Genomic DNA, 17,307 nt, shown 5'->3' with positions numbered 1-17,307 from the left:
CCGGGCCCTCTGGTTCCGGCTCTTCCATTTGTCATAGCTTTCAACGAGAACAATAACTTCAGCTCCGGATTCAAGGGCAAAATGCTTCTGGAAATCTCAGACTTGCAATAAAGATATGATCTCAATCAGCACGCATATTAATTGTTAGTCGGGTAACAATAGTCGTTGAAACCATGAGGTCTGATAAAAATTAGAAGCTATAGCAAGAATATTTATAATCGTTCGCTATTTGTCAGTATGGCTTTTCAACTCACCTGAACTATTGACCAAATCCTATCTGCTAAGCTTCCCGGACATTAAAATATCAGGATACATTATGAGCAGTATGATTAATGCCATCACATCAGTACTCTGGGGCTACCTTCTCATCTACCTGCTGCTGGGTGCAGGTATCTACTTTACGCTGCGTAGCCGCTTTGTTCAGATTCGCCATTTCATTCACGCCTGGAAAATCATGTTTGCTTCCAGACGCACCGAAAAGAATGAAGTTTCCTCCTTTCAGGCATTGTGTACCAGCCTTGCGGCGCATGTGGGTACTGGTAATCTTGCCGGGGTGGCTATCGCTATTTATATCGGGGGACCGGGCGCTATTTTCTGGATGTGGGTAGTGGCCCTGCTGGGCATGTCTTCCAGTTACATAGAAAATACGCTCGCCCAGCTTTATAAAACCAATAACAACGATGGTACCTTCCGTGGCGGTCCCGCCTACTACATCCAAAAGGCTCTCGGATTACGCTGGCTGGGCATAGTGTTTTCATCCCTGCTACTGATTACTTTTGGCTTTGTCTTTAATATGGTGCATGCGAACTCGGTGGCGGCATCCGTTTCTGTTTACACCGATATCAGCATCGAGTACATCGGGCTGTTTTTTGCCCTGATCACCAGCCTGATTATCTTCAGGGGCATTCATACCATCACCCGATTTGCAGAGATAGTGGTGCCATTTATGGCACTGGGCTATTTCCTGATCGCAATGGTCGTCGTCCTGATGCGTCTGGAAGATATCCCTGCCGTTTTTTCCCTGATTATCAGCCATGCCTTTGGTCTTGAGCAGGCTGTTGGCGGGGGGATTGGCTACTCCGTTGCCCAGGCCATTATGCAGGGGGTAAAGCGGGGGCTGTTCTCCAACGAAGCAGGTATGGGCAGCGGCCCAAATGCTGCCGCTACCGCAACACCCTGGCCACATCACCCGGCAGCTCAGGGTATTATTTCCATGACCAGCGTGTTTATCGACACCATTGTCATCTGCACTGCAACAGCTGCCATCGTATTGTTATCGGGCCAGCTGGAAACCGGCAATACCCTGAATGGTATTCAACTGACTCAGGCTTCACTGGGCAGTATCGTCGGTCCCTGGGGGGCATGGTTTATTACCGGTGCTGTTATTCTGTTTGGTTTTACATCGGTTGTCGCCAATTATTACTACGGCGAATCCAACCTGATGTTCATGAAGAACAACCGGAAACTGTTATTTTTATACCGCCTGGCTGTGGTGTTACTGGTTTACCTGGGCGCTGTTAGCAGTCTGGAGTCTGTATGGATTCTGGCAGACCTTTCCATGGGGCTTATGGCATTAATTAATCTGGTGGTTATTGTTCTACTGTCAGGTCCCGCACTGCAAGTGCTGAAAGATTATGACCGGCAGTTACAGGCAGGAAAAACACCGGTTTTTAATCGTAAGCACTTTCCCTTCCTGAGTCAGACAATAGATAACGATGTCTGGACTTCCGGCTCTGATGAGCCAGATGACCTGGACGAAAGAAGTGACAGCACTTCATCCGAAGCGACTCCACTCGAAACAGCTTCACCCAGAGCTGCCGATGACACAGACCAGCTTCCTGACCGTTCCTGAACAAATCTTCGTGCATTCCCTGCACGATGAAATTAGTGCTCTGCCACAATGTATCTGAGGCAGAGTGCGGCGGTAATAGCCTGGCACTCAGTTTTGACATTATTCAGACTGTTCCGGCGGTCTCTTCTGGCGTCTCTGGTAAAGTCTAATCGTCGTCTGGTTATCTTCTATTATGTTGAGCCTTATAAGCTCCTCAACCAGGCGATTCAAGATCATTGTAGGTAATGGCTCTGTTGATCTGATATTGATTGGCACATCTGAACCCAGCAAATAGACAGAGCTCACTCCCTGATCATGAAAGAAGTAACCGGCAGTAATCAGGGTATTTTCATAATCTGCGATGGTGAATATCACGCCCCTGTCTCTTTGGGTTCCTTCAACGTAACAATTGTGTTCATTGAAGTCATGAGTACCGTCTTCTGAAGTCTTGACAAAGCTGGTAACTGTGCAGAGCAGTTCAAATTTCGACATATTGCTTCGCATTATAGTGCCTAATGATTCGCATCTGATGGTGCTTTGATAGATGTTACGCAGATCATCAAACAGCCTCATAGAAGCAGCATTCCACTGAACAGCGATCCTTGCCTCTCCGCTTTCTTCACTTCCTTCGCTTTCTTCAGCTTCTCCATCTTTTTCTGCTTTTCGGGAGAACTCTGTGTCGACGATTTGGGCAAGGAGTTTCATGGCTTGCTGCATACGATATCTCTTTCTGTTATTTGCGGCTCCCCTGGTCCGTTCTTCTTTATAGGATGCAGGCGATACAGCCTTTGCAATTTCCTCTCTGATCTCTTTTTTAGAGCCTCTGAAATCAGCCTCTGTTCTCAAGCACTGACTGCAGGACTGGGTAAGAATGCCAGCCCCCGCAAACGTGCCAGCCTCAAATATTGCGCCGCAGTGCGAACCTCCTGAGGAGCTGCTATCAGGATCAGGGGGGGAATGCCGGGTGCAATTGTCGCAGGTCTCTCCTGCATACGATGCACCACATATTGAACAGACTCTCCCCAGAGCCATGGAAGATAACAGCAGGCTGACCAGAAGAGTGATCCAGCTAATTTTTGACATTGTAACGATCATAAATGGATAGTAACTACCTTTAGTTGAGGGTAACGGTCAGTGCGACCGAAGCGGCTCTTGAATATAGGAGACATAAACCATTCCTGCGACACATGTTAACAAGGTGTCACAGAAATGGTTTCCATCTGTATTTTTTTCATTCTCAATGGTTTATTGCGACTCAGACGCCAAATGCAGTTTTTTTAACCATAAATTACTCAGAAGCACGACTGATTGCACTGTACAGTTAATACACAGACCTTATTTACCCCGCCAGTACCACTTACACTCCTAGGCACATATACCGATACAGGCAACGATTGACGTATAAATATTTTTTCTGTTTAAGCCGCATTACCCGCAGCATACCCCGCTTTCATTAATAAAAATCTACGCGAACACCCGATAAGTATCCCTACTAAGATGCTCACGGCTATTCACTAATGTTTTAAAAGACTATTTGAAATAAAACTCTGAGGTTATCAATAACTCTGAGAACCTTATGAACGAATTTATTGCACCAATCATCGATTCGCTGAATAACTTGCTTTACGGCAGCGTGCTGATCTACCTTCTGGTCGGTGGCGGTATTTTCTTCACTGTTCGCACTCGTTTCTTTCAGTTCCGTCGCTTTGGTCTTGCCATCAAAATCATGATGGGGAGCCGCGTTACGGCTGACAAATCCCAGATTTCTCCTTTTCAGGCTTTCTGTACCAGCCTCGCTGCCCGTATTGGTACAGGTAACATGGCCGGTGTCGCCGTAGCGATCTATCTCGGTGGTGCCGGTGCAATATTCTGGATGTGGGTTATTGCACTGCTGGGCATGGCAACCAGTCTGGCAGAAAATGTACTGGCGCAGATTTACAAAACCAACAATGGCGACGGTACATTCCGTGGTGGCCCGGCTTATTACATTGAAAAAGCCCTGGGCCAGCGCTGGTTGGGTATCACCTTCTCTGTTGCCCTGATCATCGCCTTCGGTTTCGCTTTCAACAGTGTTCAGGCTAACTCTATCGCTGCGGCGTTCAGCGGTTATGGTATTGAGCCAGCTGTGGTCGGAATTGCCCTGGCGGTTGGCAGCGCACTGATTATTTTCGGCGGTATCCGTTCTGTCTCCAAGGTGGCCGAGCTGATCGTTCCCGTGATGGCTCTGGGCTACCTGACCACTGCCATCATCGTTGTACTGATGAATATCACTGAACTGCCTGCGGTATTCAGCCTGATCTTCCGCAGCGCCTTCGGGTTTGAGTCTGCTGCTGGCGGAGCCATTGGCGCAGCGGTAGTAAACGGCGTCAAACGTGGACTGTTCTCCAATGAAGCGGGTATGGGTAGCTCTCCAAACGCTGCCGCCGCTGCTCACTCCACACACCCGGTTAACCAGGGGCTGATGGGGATACTGGGGGTATTCCTGGATACCATGGTCGTATGTACAGCGACTGCGGCCATCATCCTTATGTCCGGCATGCATGAAAGTGGACTGACCGGTATCGAACTGACTCAGGCAGCCCTGTCTTCTCAGGTGGGCTCCTGGGGTGGTCACCTGGTGGCACTGGCTATTCTGCTGTTTGCCTTCACTTCCATCATTGCCAATTACTACTATGGCGAATCCAACCTGCGCTTTATCAACGACAGCAAAGGCGTATTGATCACTTACCGCATTGCAGTACTGGCCATGGTGGTCTGGGGCTCTACAGGCAGCCTGCCAACGGTATGGAGCTTCGCGGATGTATCCATGGGTATCATGGCACTGATCAATATGGTTGCTATCTGCGTTCTGTCCAACATCGTGATTCAGGTGCTGAAAGACTACGACGAACAGCTGGACAACGGTATGACTCCGATCTTCAACCGCAGCAAGTTCCCGTTCCTGAATAAAACCATGGATAAAAATGTCTGGCAGGAACACAACAACGGTTCTACAACTGACTCCGAATCAATTGACGTAAAACCTGCTTTCATCGCTGACTGACAGAATCGTTTAATTCGTTTTGTTTGAAAAAGAAAAGGGTGCCATCGCACCCTTTTCTTTTGCCTGTTAAAAAAACGACTATCTCCTGACAGCCCTGACCGAGAACTTCGCTTTGCTGAGATCCACATCCGCTATTGTCAGTTCTTCATAATCCTGAGTGGCTGAAGCCCGGATACGTAAATGCTCAAACCTTAATTCTCCCAGAGAGCAGGGTATTCTCAGTCTAATGGAGCCATCTGCACGAATCTCAGCTCTTGCATCATTCGGATCATATTCCAGAGCCTGAAAGCCATCGGCCGTGGTCAGGGAATTAATCAGCGGCATAATAAGCCGTGTCAGCTGATCGGTCCCCTGCACCGCTTCATCCGAATCATCCTCACCCTGCTGCCCGGCCAATACCTGCAATGGTTGCAGCAGGGCAATGGCCAGGGACGATGAAAAGCGAATCCGTGTCTGATTGGAGAGCGCCCTGCGTAACTGAAACAGGGAAATATCCTTCATCTCAAGCAATACCTCTCCCAGCTTCTGCCCGGTCCGTTTTTGCAGCTCGGTAGCCTTTTCCAGCTGCGCTTCAGAAACATAACCCCGTTTCAGCAGAATCCGCCCAAGCCTTGATTTGTGGTATGCTTCTGCTCGATTTACCTTATCCATAACTGATGCAAACTCCCGTTTTTGCAAGATCACGGAAAAGTTATCGACCAACCCGGTTACAACTGTTGTAACCGGTTGACAGCCAGAACGACGAACAGGCTCTCAGCATGCCAGAAAAAAACCAGGGCTTTGCCTTCGAACAATCGCTCAGTGAGCTGGAATCTTTGGTTCAACAAATGGAATCCGGAGACCTGACACTGGAACAGTCACTCAAAGCCTTTGAAAAAGGCGTCAGGCTCACCAGAGAGTGTCAGCAGGCTTTAACCGAAGCGGAACAGACGGTACAACAACTGCTGGACAATAACGGTCAGTTGGAAACCCGTCCTTTCGAAACCCCTAAAGGGGAAGGTTAACAAGCCATGACACTTAAGGATTATATGACCAGCTGCCAGCAGCGGGTCGATGACAAATTACGACAGGTCATTCCTGCCAGCAGTGATATCAGCCTGCAACTGGTTGAAGCCATGGCTTACTCAGTCTTCAATGGCGGCAAGCGAATTCGCCCGGTACTGGCTTACGCTGCTAACCGGGCAGTGGGAGGCGACCACCCTTGTGCCGATGCAGCAGCCTGTGCCGTTGAACTGATTCATGCTTATTCACTGGTTCACGACGACCTGCCCGCCATGGACGACGATGACCTGCGTCGTGGCAAACCCACCTGTCATAAAGCCTTTGACGAGGCCACCGCTATTCTTGCCGGAGACGCCTTGCAGACCCTGGCGTTTGAAACCCTGTGCAACCCGCTTCTGTTACCGGAAGGGGATTACTCAGCCGAATACCGGCTTAAACAAGTACGCTGCCTGGCAGAAGCCTCAGGGCATGGGGGTATGGCGGGAGGACAGTCGAAAGACCTGCACTCGGTTGGCAAACCCCTCACTGCCGATCAGCTACAGCACATGCACAACCATAAGACCGGTGCCCTGATTCGTGCCAGCGTGCAGATGGGGGCACTAAGTCATCGTTTTACGCCCGTGGACCAGCTGGAACAACTGGATCACTACGCCAAAGCCATTGGTCTGGCCTTTCAGGTACAGGACGACATTCTGGATGTTGTCGCTGATACCAAAACCCTGGGCAAGCAACAGGGTGCGGACCTGGCGCTGGACAAGCCGACTTATGTTTCCCTGATGGGGCTGGAAGAAGCCAAAGCCTATGCACAGTCATTGTGCGACAGTGCCATTGAGGCCATCAAAGACTTCGACGAACGAGCCTCTGCGCTGCGTCAGTTAGCGCAGTACATTATCCGTCGTTCTCATTAAGACTGTTGATGTTTTAATGGGCTAGGCAATTTCCGCCCCTGATCTGAGAGTGCCTTATCGATAAAGGTTCAGGTACAATGGGCAGTCATGAGCTATAAAGTCGGGTTCAACCGATTTTTTCAATATCCTGAGCGGGAAGTTTATTCATACCAGCTCTTCCCCTAACCATACCGACAGGCGTATGGTGGAAATACAGATGGGGTATCCGGGCCAGAGCGAAATCAGGACAACTGTCTGATGTTCCACTGGCAGCCGCCCCCAGGCCGAAGAAGCCCGAAGAAGCCCGAATCGCAAGCGACAACATGTTTCACGAAATACCCAAGACCAGGCCTGAAACGCCTTTACTGGACAACATTAATACGCCCGAGCAACTTCGTGCTCTCAATGTGTCCGATCTGCCTGCGCTGAGCCGGGAACTACGTGAGTTCCTGCTCTACTCCGTTGGCCAGACCGGAGGGCACTTTGGTGCAGGCCTCGGTGTTGTGGAGCTGACCGTGGCTCTGCACTACCTGTTCAACACGCCGGAAGACCGTCTGGTCTGGGATGTAGGTCATCAGACGTATCCCCACAAAATCCTCACTGGTCGCAAAGAGCGCATGGACACTCTGCGCCAGAAAGACGGTCTGGCCGCCTTTCCCAAGCGCAGTGAGAGCCCGTTCGATACCTTTGGTGTCGGACATTCCAGTACCTCTATCAGTGCCGCCCTGGGCATGGCGATTGCCGCCAAACTCAAGGGGGATCAACGTCGTACTGTAGCGGTTATTGGTGACGGTTCGATGACAGCGGGCATGGTCTATGAAGCCATGAACCATGCCGCCGACGAGAAAGCCAATGTGCTGGTGATACTGAACGACAACGATATGTCTATCTCACGCAGTGTGGGTGGTTTATCCAATTACCTGACCAGGGTTCTGTCCAGCAAGACCTATCACCATATTCGTGAAGGCAGCAAAAAGGTACTGAACGCCATCCCCCGTGCCTGGGAGTTAGCACGCCGTACCGAAGAACACGTCAAGGGAATGATCATTCCCGGCACTCTGTTCGAGGAAATGGGCTTTAACTATTTTGGCCCGATCGATGGTCACGACCTGCCCATGCTGCTGCACACACTGGAAAACCTGCGAGACCTGGAAGGCCCGCAATTCCTGCACGTGGTCACACGCAAGGGCAAAGGCTTTACTCCGGCAGAGCAGGACCCTATTGGCTACCACGCCATTACCAAGCTGGAACCCCGGAAACAGGAAGCCCACTCTCCGAAACCTGTTGTCCCGAAAAAGCCAAAGTACGCCAATGTATTCGGACAATGGCTGTTTGATATGGCGGGACAGGATGACAAACTGATTGGCATTACGCCTGCCATGTGCGAAGGCTCGGACCTGCTTCGCTTTGCCGAACACTACCCGGATCGTTACTTTGATGTCGCCATTGCTGAACAGCACGCTGTCACACTGGCAGCAGGCATGGCCTGTGAAGGCATGAAGCCGGTGGTCGCCATATACTCCACCTTCCTGCAACGGGGTTATGACCAGCTGGTACACGATGTTGCGGTTCAGAATCTGGATGTACTGTTTGCCATTGACCGTGCCGGCATGGTGGGCGAAGACGGCCCAACCCACGGTGGTTGCTACGACATTGCCTACCTGCGTTGCATCCCCAATATGATGATCATGGCTCCCGGCGACGAAGATGAAACCCGCCGGATGCTCACCACCGGTCATCAGTATAACGGTCCGGCATCGGTTCGTTACCCTCGTGGTACCGGGCCGGGGGCAGTCATCAGTGAAGCGCTGGAACCCATGGAGATCGGCAAGGGTGAAATTCGCCGCCAGGGCAAACGCGTTGCCATTCTCGCCTTTGGCACGGTTCTGACCAACGCACTTAAAGCGGCTGAACAGTTAGGTGCCACCGTCGCCAATATGCGCTTTATCAAGCCTATGGACACCGGCCTGATTGATGAACTGGTAAAAAACCATGAACTGCTAGTCACCATCGAAGAAGGCTGTATCAGTGGCGGGGCGGGCTCCGGGGTTAATGAATACCTGAATGAACAGGCAATGAATGTACCGGTACTGAACCTGGGCATACCCGATCGTTATATTGAGGCAGCCAGCCATGGGCAACAGCTGGAAGAGTGCGGCCTTGACCCCCAGGGTATCGTCAATTCAATTAATGATCGTCTGAGCAGGGATGTTCGCCAGACGGTCGCGCTGGCACAGGTCGCCCGATCTTAATAAACGACAACCCTCGTTACACTCAACAACTACCAACCTATTACCACCGGCGAAAGCCGGTGCGTTAAAACACTACCCTGTTGCCATACCTGTATTTTTGGCTCTTCAGGGATAACTGTGGGTAGAAATGAACAAATTTGAAGAAAGAAGCACCAGCGGCTAATTTCTGGTACGTTTTTGTTTGCAGACAAATATCTGGATCGTTAGTGCACAAGAGTCATGCGATCAAAGATAGATCCAATGAAGAAGGTGGCCAAACTGTCAAACGACATAAGTCGCCTTACCCTGAACTGGTTCAGGGCAAAAAAGACATTTTCCAGCGGAATTGTTGAGGGTCTGAATACCAAGATAAAACTCACTACGAGAAAATCGTATGGATTCAGAACTTATGAATGTGCGGAAATCGCCCTATATCATGTACTCGGTAAGCTACCTGAATCAGAAACTGCCCAAAGGCTTTACTGACGAGGAATAAATTTTAAGCTCTAAAAAACTCTTGTTGAACCAGACGCTCCTCCTGAATCAGGTTCATTATTAGAATCACGATGTCGGTATTTAAAATTGACATTATCATAATAATGTACAATTTTCGATCTGTCATCAACATTGATAATAATACCGCATATAACAAATGAAGAGCGTATAGCATTATCCATAACTTCATCCCTGGGGCGCAAAAAGAAATTAATATTCACATTGCTATTCCCATTACCACCACACTGTTTGTTGTTAAATTGAATTTTGACAAAGCGGCCGTTCTGAGAAGGGATATCTCTTTCGTCATTCAAAGTCATTTGAAATCCAGATGCACCATTCACTAAGCCGAAACTCCCACCAAATATAGGGTCATTTGATGAAATGGGAAAAGCAGGATACATTCCAGGTTCGCTCACTTGGTTATGTAGTGAAGCCAAAAATGAAAATTGTCCAAGAGCATCTTGTTGCGCAGGTCTAAATCTAGGATGCATTCGATGTTTAGCAAGTGCTCCATTAACCATATTCAGAATTAAGAAGCTCGAATCACGAGGTGTTAGAGTAATTTTTTGGGATTTGTCAATTTGAATGACTATCTCTGGAATAGCTGGTGCTTCTGTAAAATAAATTTTCAATGACCGCACTTCACGCCCATCTTTGTCTAAAAGAAAAAGCTCATGCTTCCCTTCTATACTTGCGTGAGATAAAGAAACAATAAAATTAGTTATTGCTATAAATATTAAAGATATACAGTTTGGAAAGTTGTGCATTTCTTAACCTCTTTATTCAAAGTTCGACTAAGGTTAGCGCAAATAATATTTCTATCAATTAATAATTTTGGCTCTTCAGGAATAATTGTGGGTAAAAGTTAACAAATTTGAAGAAAGAAGCACCAGCGGCTAATTTCTGGTACGTTTTTATTTGCAGACAAATATCTGGATCGTTAATGCACAAGAGTCATGCGATCAAAGATAGATCCGATGAAGAAGGTAGCCAAAACTATTCGATGACATAAGCCGATTATTCTGAACTGGTTCAGGGCAAAAAAGGCGTTTTCCAGCGGAATTGTTGAGGATCTGAATACCAGGATAAAACTCACTACGAGAAAATCGTATGGATTCCGAACCTATAGATACCTATAGGTGTGTAGAAGCCGCCTTATATCATGCGTTTGGTAAGCTATCTGAACCAGAAACTGCCAACAGATTTTACTGACGAGGCGAAAAAAAAGACCCGGAATCACCTCAAAGCAATGCCAGAGATCAGGACAGTTAAATAAAAATGCAACAATCGCAACATAACTTGTTATACTGACAACAACATAGATAGCCAGAGGCGTTTATTTTGTGGGTATCCACAACCAAACTTGCCAAGATTGAGGGCGTAACAACCCAGACAATAAGGCGAAAGATCGAAAGCGGTCATTACGAGAAAATAATGCAAACGAGCGGGGGTCACTACCGCATATTCATCAACCAGCAGAGGAAGATATGCTATGCAAGGGTTAGCTCAGGGAAGCAAAAATCTTCCATTGCTACGCAAAGGCGACGCTTGCTCGAAAGGCATCCTGACGCAGAATTTATCAGTGACATTGCCAGTGCTTTCAACTTTAAACGAAAAGGACTGCAAACCATTCTGGAATCAGCGATGTGCGACCATCCAACCCACATTGTGGTTACCACAAAAGACAGGCTCGCACGATCAGGATTCGAACTTATCAAGTGGCTCGTTGAATTATCAGGAGGACAAATCGAAGTTTTGGATGACTCGAATGGTTCCGGTGAAGCCTTTGATATCCATGAGCTTATCGGTTTCATTACCTCGTTCTGCAACAGCCACTACGGACAGCGTTCCGCTAAAAGGCGCAAAGATCGTAGCATCAAAAAGGATCAGAATTTACCCGGAGAATGAACCGGCCTACAGGGATGCACTTGCTCTTTACAGGCGTTCTTACAACCTGGCTGTAGAGCGGTTCCGCAATGACAAATACAAGGACGAAAATGGTAAATTTACTAATATGCGCCCGTCGATAAAGGCTCAGGTGGAGAAGGAGCAAAAAGACAATGGACGGGCTTATAACTCTATTATTTCAGATAATGGAACACTAGCGGCAGCGACAACATTCAAGTCTGTTTGCAGTAAAAACAAAAAACTCAAAGGGGCAAGTGGAGGTTTCTCAGAAATAAGTTTTAAGAGCCGTAAAGGAAGCAGGCACTCATTCTCTATTGATAGACTGCCAAAGGGATTGAACCCTTGCGTTAATGCGTTGGGCAGAATCCATCTAACGGAAGAAGTGCCTGCCGAAGCCATTGGTAAATCATGCGTTATTACCTGTGACAAAGGGCGCTGGTTCATTCAGGTTCAACAACACATAGAACTCAATGCCGATATCCAAGGCGCAGTGAGGTGTGTTGGGATAGACCCCGGAGTGCGAACTTTTGCTACCTGTTTCAGCGATAAAGAGGCTTTAATTGCAGGAAATGACTTTGCCAAAAAAAAGTTGTTCCCGCTTATGAAACGAGTTGACAATCTCATTGGGCAAAAACAAAAGATTCTGAACACCCAAAAAGGCATAAAGTTTCCTGACATGCCTCAGTGGGCGCAGGATCGTATTGTCAACTTTGACAAAGAGATTAACCGCCTCAAGTGCAAGAAAGATGACATTATTCTGGACTTGCATAACCGACTGGCGTTCGAGCTTGTATCCAATTATGACGTTATCTTTCTGCCGTCTTTCGAGACGAGGGGTATGGTCACGCGAAAAGACAAAAAGGTGCGTACCATACGCCGGAATACCTGCCGCCAGATGCTAGATCTCAATCATTACGGGTTTAAGGTGCGTTTGAAGTGGTACGCCAGAAAGTACGGAAAGCACGTTGTGGATTGCAATGAAGCGTACACGTCAAAGACCCGCTCATGGGATGGCAGTATTGATGATCGGCTTGGTTCATCAAAAGTTATAAAAGGCAATGGTTTCACCGTTGACAGAGACATCAACGGTGCGAGAAACGTCCTTCTTAAAAATCTAACAAGGCAGCTTGAGCCTTAATCATAACAACGAATGTTGCGTTCGTTGCGGTTTTAATCAAGAGCTCAGTAGCCAAAGACTGAGCCTTTGAAAATTTTGAAAACATTTTCAATATTGATATAGGTCAAATGTCCGAACCCCCTCCTCCGCTACGATATTCACAATATTAAACAAGTACGGACAATGCTGAGATGAGTATTCTGGTCACAGGTGGAGCCGGTTATATTGGTAGCCATACATGCCTTGAGCTGCTAAAGGCTGGTTATGATATTGTTGTCGTTGATAATTTATGCAACGCCAATGAAGAATCTCTGAAGCGCGTGTCGCATCTTGCTGGTCGGGAAATTGTTTTCAGAAATGTTGATGTTCGGGATATTGCAGGACTGAGAAAGGTTTTCGCAGACTTTTCTATTGAGGCCGTCATTCACTTTGCAGGCTTGAAGGCAGTAGGTGAATCCACAAAAATTCCACTGCAATATTATGACAACAACGTCAATGGTACGCGCTGCCTTTTGGAAGTCATGGATGAATTCGATGTACGTCATCTTGTGTTCAGCTCATCAGCCACCGTGTATGGAGATCCTGAAACCGTTCCTGTCCGCGAAGACTTTCCTACCGGCACACCCACAAACCCTTACGGCCGCACCAAGCTGGTTATAGAGGAGATGCTGAAGGATTTGTCTGCTTCGGATGAGCGCTGGAACTTCAGCCTGCTGCGCTACTTTAACCCGGTCGGCGCTCATGACAGCGGCATCATTGGTGAAGACCCTAACGGCATTCCCAACAACCTGATGCCCTTTATTGCCCAGGTCGCCGTTGGTAAGCGGGAAAAACTGTGTGTATTCGGCGGTGACTATCCTACCGAAGACGGCACTGGCATCCGTGACTATATCCACGTCGTAGACCTGGCCGAAGGACACATGGCCGCACTCAAAACCCACTGGCACGATACCGGCGTTCATACCTACAACCTGGGAACCGGAAACGGCAGCAGCGTTCTGGAAATGCTCAGTGCTTTTGAAGTGGCCTGTGGTCACAGCATCCCTTACGAAATCGTTGCACGCCGACCTGGCGATATAGCGAAATGTTACGCAGACCCATCCTATGCCAACGAGAAACTGGGCTGGAAGGCCTCCCGGACCATTGCCGAAATGACCGCCGATACCTGGAAATGGCAAACCGCAAACCCGGAAGGCTACAGCGCATAGAAAGCTACAGCGCATAGAAGGCTACAGCGAATAAATGAAGTAAAGAGTGAGTTCTATGGAATTTAATCCGGTGGATCATCCACATCGCCGTTACAACCCTTTGACCGGTGACTGGATTCTGGTTTCCCCTCATCGTGCTAAACGACCATGGCAGGGGCAGGTAGAAAAGACCGCCACTGACAATCGTCCAACCCACGACCCGAGCTGCTACCTCTGTCCGGGCAATGAGCGAATTACCGGTGACAGCAACCCGGACTACACCCGGCCTTATGTGTTTGCCAATGATTTTCCGGCCCTGCTGACCGATACGCCAGACGCTGCCGGTGACTCTGATCTGTTCAGATCATCCGGAGCCCGGGGTGAGGCAAGAGTGATCTGTTTTTCTCCGGATCATAGCAAAACCCTGCCGCAGTTAAGTGTCGAAGACATTCGTCAGGTGGTGGATGTCTGGTCTGAACAGGTGACAGAGCTGGGCAGCCAATACCCATGGGTGCAACTGTTCGAGAACAAGGGAGCGGTAATGGGCTGCTCCAATCCACACCCCCATGGACAGGTATGGACCAGCAGTTTTCTGCCCAATGAAGCCCGCAAGGAAGACGACAACCAGAGGCAATGGCTGACCGACAAGCGCAACAATATGCTGGTTGAATACGCCCGTCAGGAATCAGAGTCCGGTGAACGGACAGTGGTGGAAAATGATGACTGGATTGCCGTTGTCCCATACTGGGCAGCCTGGCCTTTTGAAACCCTGTTACTGCCTAAGCGTCATATTCTGAGAATGCCGGATTTGAAAGACAGTGAACGTACGACACTGGCAGATATTCTCAAGCGCCTGACGACAAAATACGACAACCTGTTCCAGACTTCCTTCCCATACTCCATGGGTTGGCATGGCGCGCCTACAGACGACGATAACCGGGAGCACTGGCAACTGCACGCGCATTTCTATCCGCCACTGCTGCGCTCAGCCACTGTGCGCAAGTTTATGGTGGGCTTTGAAATGCTGGCAGAAACCCAACGCGACCTGACGGCAGAACAGGCCGCTGAACGACTGCGCAATTTATCTGAAACACACTATCTGAACGCCTGATCGAAATACTTGAAAGAAACAAAAGCCATGGAAATGAAACAACAACTGATTGCCCTGTTTGAAAAAACCTTTGGAGAACAACCTGGGTTATTCTTTCAGGCACCCGGCCGGGTTAACCTGATTGGCGAACATACCGACTACAACGACGGTTTTGTATTGCCCTGCGCCATCGACTACCAGGCGATCATTGCAGCGACCCCAAGAGATGATCATAAGCTGGTGGTAACAGCGGCGGCATTTGATGGACAAGTCACTGAGTTTGAACTGGCTCTGCCTATTGAGCCCAGCGAAAACGCAACCTGGAGCAACTATGTAAGAGGTGTGGCAACCGCTCTGCTGGAACGCGGACTGGCACTGAAAGGTGCCAATATGGCCATCATCGGCAACGTACCACAGGGGGCAGGACTGTCCTCTTCAGCCTGCCTGGAGGTCTGCACCGGCCTGGCACTGACCCGCATGTCTGATCATGATATCAGCCTGAAAGACCTGGCTTTAATCGGTCAGGAAGCAGAAAACAAATACGTTGGCGTTAACTGCGGCATTATGGATCAGATGGTGTCAGCCCGTGGCGAGGAAGGCCATGCCATGCTGCTGGACTGCCGCAGTCTGGATACCCGCTCCATTGCCATTCCACAAGGCGCTACGGTAGTGATTATCAATTCCAACAAAAAGCGTGGGCTGGTTGATTCAGAATACAACACTCGTCGTCAGCAATGTGAGGCAGTGGCTAAACACTTTGAGGTGAAGGCATTAAGGGATATCACCGTTGAGATGCTGGAAGCCCGTAAAGATGAGCTTGATGAAGTGGCTTATCGCCGGGCTCGCCATGTGGTAACAGAAGACGTACGAACTCTGGAAGCCGCTGAAGTGATGCCCCAGGGCAACCTGAAGCGTATGGGTGAGTTAATGGCGGCGTCTCACATCTCCATACGTGATGACTTTGAAATTACCGTACCGGAAATTGACACCATTGTTGATATCGTCAAGGACGTTATTGGTGCAGAAGGCGGCGTTCGTATGACGGGCGGTGGTTTTGGTGGCTGTGTCGTTGCGCTTACTCCTGAGAACAAGGTGGAAGCGATCAAAGAGGCCATTGCCAGCCAGTATGAAACCAGAACCGGACTGGCGGCTGATATCTATGTGTGCAAAGCCAGTCAGGGTGCCTCGGCACTGTAAGGGAAGCAGCAGAACATAATATACCGCTGTTGGCTGTTGGCTGTTGGCTGTTGGCTTTTGGCTTTTGGCGGTTGGCTGTATGAGCAGCTAATAGCCAAAAGCCAACAGCCCGGTAAGTTATTGAATGCTGCGCCCCTAAGGTCAACTGATAACTTTCCACAATTAACGCCGGTTCTGACCGGCGTTTTTTTCTGTTTACTTTTTTGCTGGCTATGACAATGACAATCAAGCAAGAACCCTTCGGTCAAACCTCACAGGGAGAGACCGTCACCCGTTACACCCTGACAAACGCTCAGGGTACTGAAGTATCCATCCTGAACCTGGGCGGCATTATCCAGAGCCTGAGAACAGCGGACAAAAACGGCCATTTTGCTGATATTGTGCTGGGCTGCGATAACGTGGCTGACTACGAAAACCAGTCGGCTTACCTGGGTGCCCTGTGCGGTCGTTACGCTAACCGCATCAGGGAAGGCCAGTTAGTCATCGACGGCAAGCATTATCAGCTGGCCTGTAATAATGGGCCCAACCATTTGCACGGTGGCAACCAGGGGTACAATCGGCGTATCTGGTCAGCCAATACCGAACAGAGCGACTCCGAAGCCCGACTGACTCTGCGCTATCAATCGCCCGACGGTGAGGAAGGCTATCCGGGCAACCTTGATATACAGGTAAGCTACTGCCTGAACAGCCAGAATGAGCTGACGGTCAACTATCACGCTGTTACCGACAAGACAACTGTCGTTAACCTGACAAATCACGCTTACTTTAACCTCAAAGGTTCAGGCAACTGTCTTGAACATGAGGTGCAGTTATTGGCGGATACCTTCGTGCCAACCAATGCGTCGGCCATACCTTTCGGCAACAGGCAGTCTGTGGCAGGGACACCCATGGATTTCACAGAGCCAAAGCGAATCGGGCAAGACATCAATGCCGATGACCAGCAGTTGCTACAAGCTCGTGGATACGATCATAGCTGGGTAATCAATGAGGGGGATTCTCTGCTAAAAGAATGCGCTGCAGTCACCGAGCCGGAAACAGGCCGAAGAATGACCGTAAAAACGACTCAGCCTGGCGTGCAGTTTTATACAGGCAACTTTCTGGAGGATCTGCCCGGAAAAGCAGGACGTCGTTATAACAGACAGGATGGCTTCTGTCTGGAAACTCAGCATTTACCGGATTCCCCCAACCAGGCCGACTTTCCTTCAACCGAACTGAAGCCCGGCGAGGTATACGATCACACAACCGTATTTACTTTTGGTCTAGTAAATAATTAAGCAAGACAAGGCACTGTATACCCAGTGCCTTTAATTATGATG

General features: G+C 49.0%; 16 protein-coding genes. 13 read left to right on the top strand and 3 right to left on the bottom strand.

Features of this window, described 5'->3' with window-relative positions:
• Window positions 1–316 precede the first annotated feature (316 nt).
• Window positions 317–1,852, top strand: a complete 1,536-nt coding sequence (locus tag NX720_RS14670; RefSeq protein WP_262595552.1) for an alanine/glycine:cation symporter family protein — start codon at window positions 317–319, stop codon at window positions 1,850–1,852.
• 99 nt (window positions 1,853–1,951) lie between these two features.
• On the opposite strand, the gene NX720_RS14665 is transcribed toward NX720_RS14670, so the two are convergent.
• Window positions 1,952–2,863 carry a hypothetical protein gene (locus tag NX720_RS14665; RefSeq protein ID WP_262595551.1) on the bottom strand — a complete coding sequence of 304 codons (912 nt, stop codon included), beginning with the start codon at window positions 2,861–2,863 and terminating at the stop codon, window positions 1,952–1,954.
• 544 nt (window positions 2,864–3,407) lie between these two features.
• Between NX720_RS14665 and NX720_RS14660 the strand changes: the two genes are divergently transcribed.
• Window positions 3,408–4,874 carry an alanine/glycine:cation symporter family protein gene (locus tag NX720_RS14660; RefSeq protein ID WP_262595550.1) on the top strand — a complete coding sequence of 489 codons (1,467 nt, stop codon included), beginning with the start codon at window positions 3,408–3,410 and terminating at the stop codon, window positions 4,872–4,874.
• Window positions 4,875–4,952: 78 nt separating this feature from the next.
• Here NX720_RS14660 and NX720_RS14655 read toward each other — a convergent pair whose 3' ends face one another.
• Window positions 4,953–5,525 (bottom strand): hypothetical protein, encoded by a 573-nt coding sequence (locus NX720_RS14655; RefSeq protein ID WP_262595549.1) that lies wholly within the window; start codon window positions 5,523–5,525, stop codon window positions 4,953–4,955.
• A 107-nt stretch (window positions 5,526–5,632) separates the two neighbouring features.
• Here NX720_RS14655 and NX720_RS14650 point away from each other — a divergent pair, with 107 nt between their 5' ends.
• The 4 genes from NX720_RS14650 (at window position 5,633) to NX720_RS14635 (ending at window position 9,480) form a co-directional block, all read left to right on the top strand.
• The gene (locus tag NX720_RS14650; protein WP_262595548.1) at window positions 5,633–5,878 is read left to right on the top strand and encodes an exodeoxyribonuclease VII small subunit; all 246 of its coding nucleotides are present in this window, start codon (window positions 5,633–5,635) and stop codon (window positions 5,876–5,878) included.
• Between the two features lie 6 nt (window positions 5,879–5,884).
• A complete protein-coding gene (gene ispA / locus NX720_RS14645) occupies window positions 5,885–6,784 on the top strand; it encodes a (2E,6E)-farnesyl diphosphate synthase (protein ID WP_262595547.1) in 900 nt (299 codons plus the stop codon).
• Between the two features lie 302 nt (window positions 6,785–7,086).
• Window positions 7,087–9,015 carry a 1-deoxy-D-xylulose-5-phosphate synthase gene (gene dxs, locus NX720_RS14640; RefSeq protein ID WP_262595546.1) on the top strand — a complete coding sequence of 643 codons (1,929 nt, stop codon included), beginning with the start codon at window positions 7,087–7,089 and terminating at the stop codon, window positions 9,013–9,015.
• Window positions 9,016–9,234: 219 nt separating this feature from the next.
• A complete protein-coding gene (locus NX720_RS14635; RefSeq protein WP_262595545.1) occupies window positions 9,235–9,480 on the top strand; it encodes a transposase in 246 nt (81 codons plus the stop codon).
• A gap of 20 nt (window positions 9,481–9,500) precedes the next feature.
• On the opposite strand, the gene NX720_RS14630 is transcribed toward NX720_RS14635, so the two are convergent.
• Window positions 9,501–10,259 carry a hypothetical protein gene (locus tag NX720_RS14630; protein WP_262595544.1) on the bottom strand — a complete coding sequence of 253 codons (759 nt, stop codon included), beginning with the start codon at window positions 10,257–10,259 and terminating at the stop codon, window positions 9,501–9,503.
• Window positions 10,260–10,508: 249 nt separating this feature from the next.
• On the opposite strand from NX720_RS14630, the gene NX720_RS27170 reads away from it, so the two are divergent.
• The 7 genes from NX720_RS27170 (at window position 10,509) to NX720_RS14605 (ending at window position 17,265) form a co-directional block, all read left to right on the top strand.
• Complete coding sequence (locus tag NX720_RS27170) at window positions 10,509–10,631, top strand: transposase (RefSeq protein ID WP_404831096.1); 123 nt, start codon at window positions 10,509–10,511, stop codon at window positions 10,629–10,631.
• Window positions 10,632–10,926: 295 nt separating this feature from the next.
• Window positions 10,927–11,400: a recombinase family protein gene (locus tag NX720_RS27165; RefSeq protein ID WP_404831095.1), complete on the top strand. Its 474-nt coding sequence runs from the start codon at window positions 10,927–10,929 to the stop codon at window positions 11,398–11,400.
• The gene (locus tag NX720_RS14625; RefSeq protein ID WP_404830996.1) at window positions 11,288–12,538 is read left to right on the top strand and encodes an RNA-guided endonuclease InsQ/TnpB family protein; all 1,251 of its coding nucleotides are present in this window, start codon (window positions 11,288–11,290) and stop codon (window positions 12,536–12,538) included. Before NX720_RS27165 ends, NX720_RS14625 begins: the two co-directional genes overlap by 113 nt.
• 170 nt (window positions 12,539–12,708) lie before the next feature.
• Entirely contained in the window at window positions 12,709–13,725 is a 1,017-nt protein-coding gene (gene galE / locus NX720_RS14620; protein WP_262595542.1) for a UDP-glucose 4-epimerase GalE, read from the top strand.
• Window positions 13,726–13,780: 55 nt separating this feature from the next.
• Window positions 13,781–14,815, top strand: coding sequence for a UDP-glucose--hexose-1-phosphate uridylyltransferase (locus tag NX720_RS14615; protein WP_262601585.1), 1,035 nt, complete (start codon window positions 13,781–13,783; stop codon window positions 14,813–14,815).
• Window positions 14,816–14,842: 27 nt separating this feature from the next.
• A complete protein-coding gene (gene galK / locus NX720_RS14610) occupies window positions 14,843–15,991 on the top strand; it encodes a galactokinase (protein ID WP_262595541.1) in 1,149 nt (382 codons plus the stop codon).
• 218 nt (window positions 15,992–16,209) lie between these two features.
• Entirely contained in the window at window positions 16,210–17,265 is a 1,056-nt protein-coding gene (locus NX720_RS14605; RefSeq protein WP_262595540.1) for an aldose epimerase family protein, read from the top strand.
• Window positions 17,266–17,307 lie beyond the last annotated feature (42 nt).

The organism is Endozoicomonas euniceicola (assembly GCF_025562755.1).
GTDB lineage: Bacteria > Pseudomonadota > Gammaproteobacteria > Pseudomonadales > Endozoicomonadaceae > Endozoicomonas_A > Endozoicomonas_A euniceicola.
The sequence above is the reverse complement of the archived record's forward strand: the minus strand, read 5'-3'. Positions and strand labels throughout refer to the sequence as shown.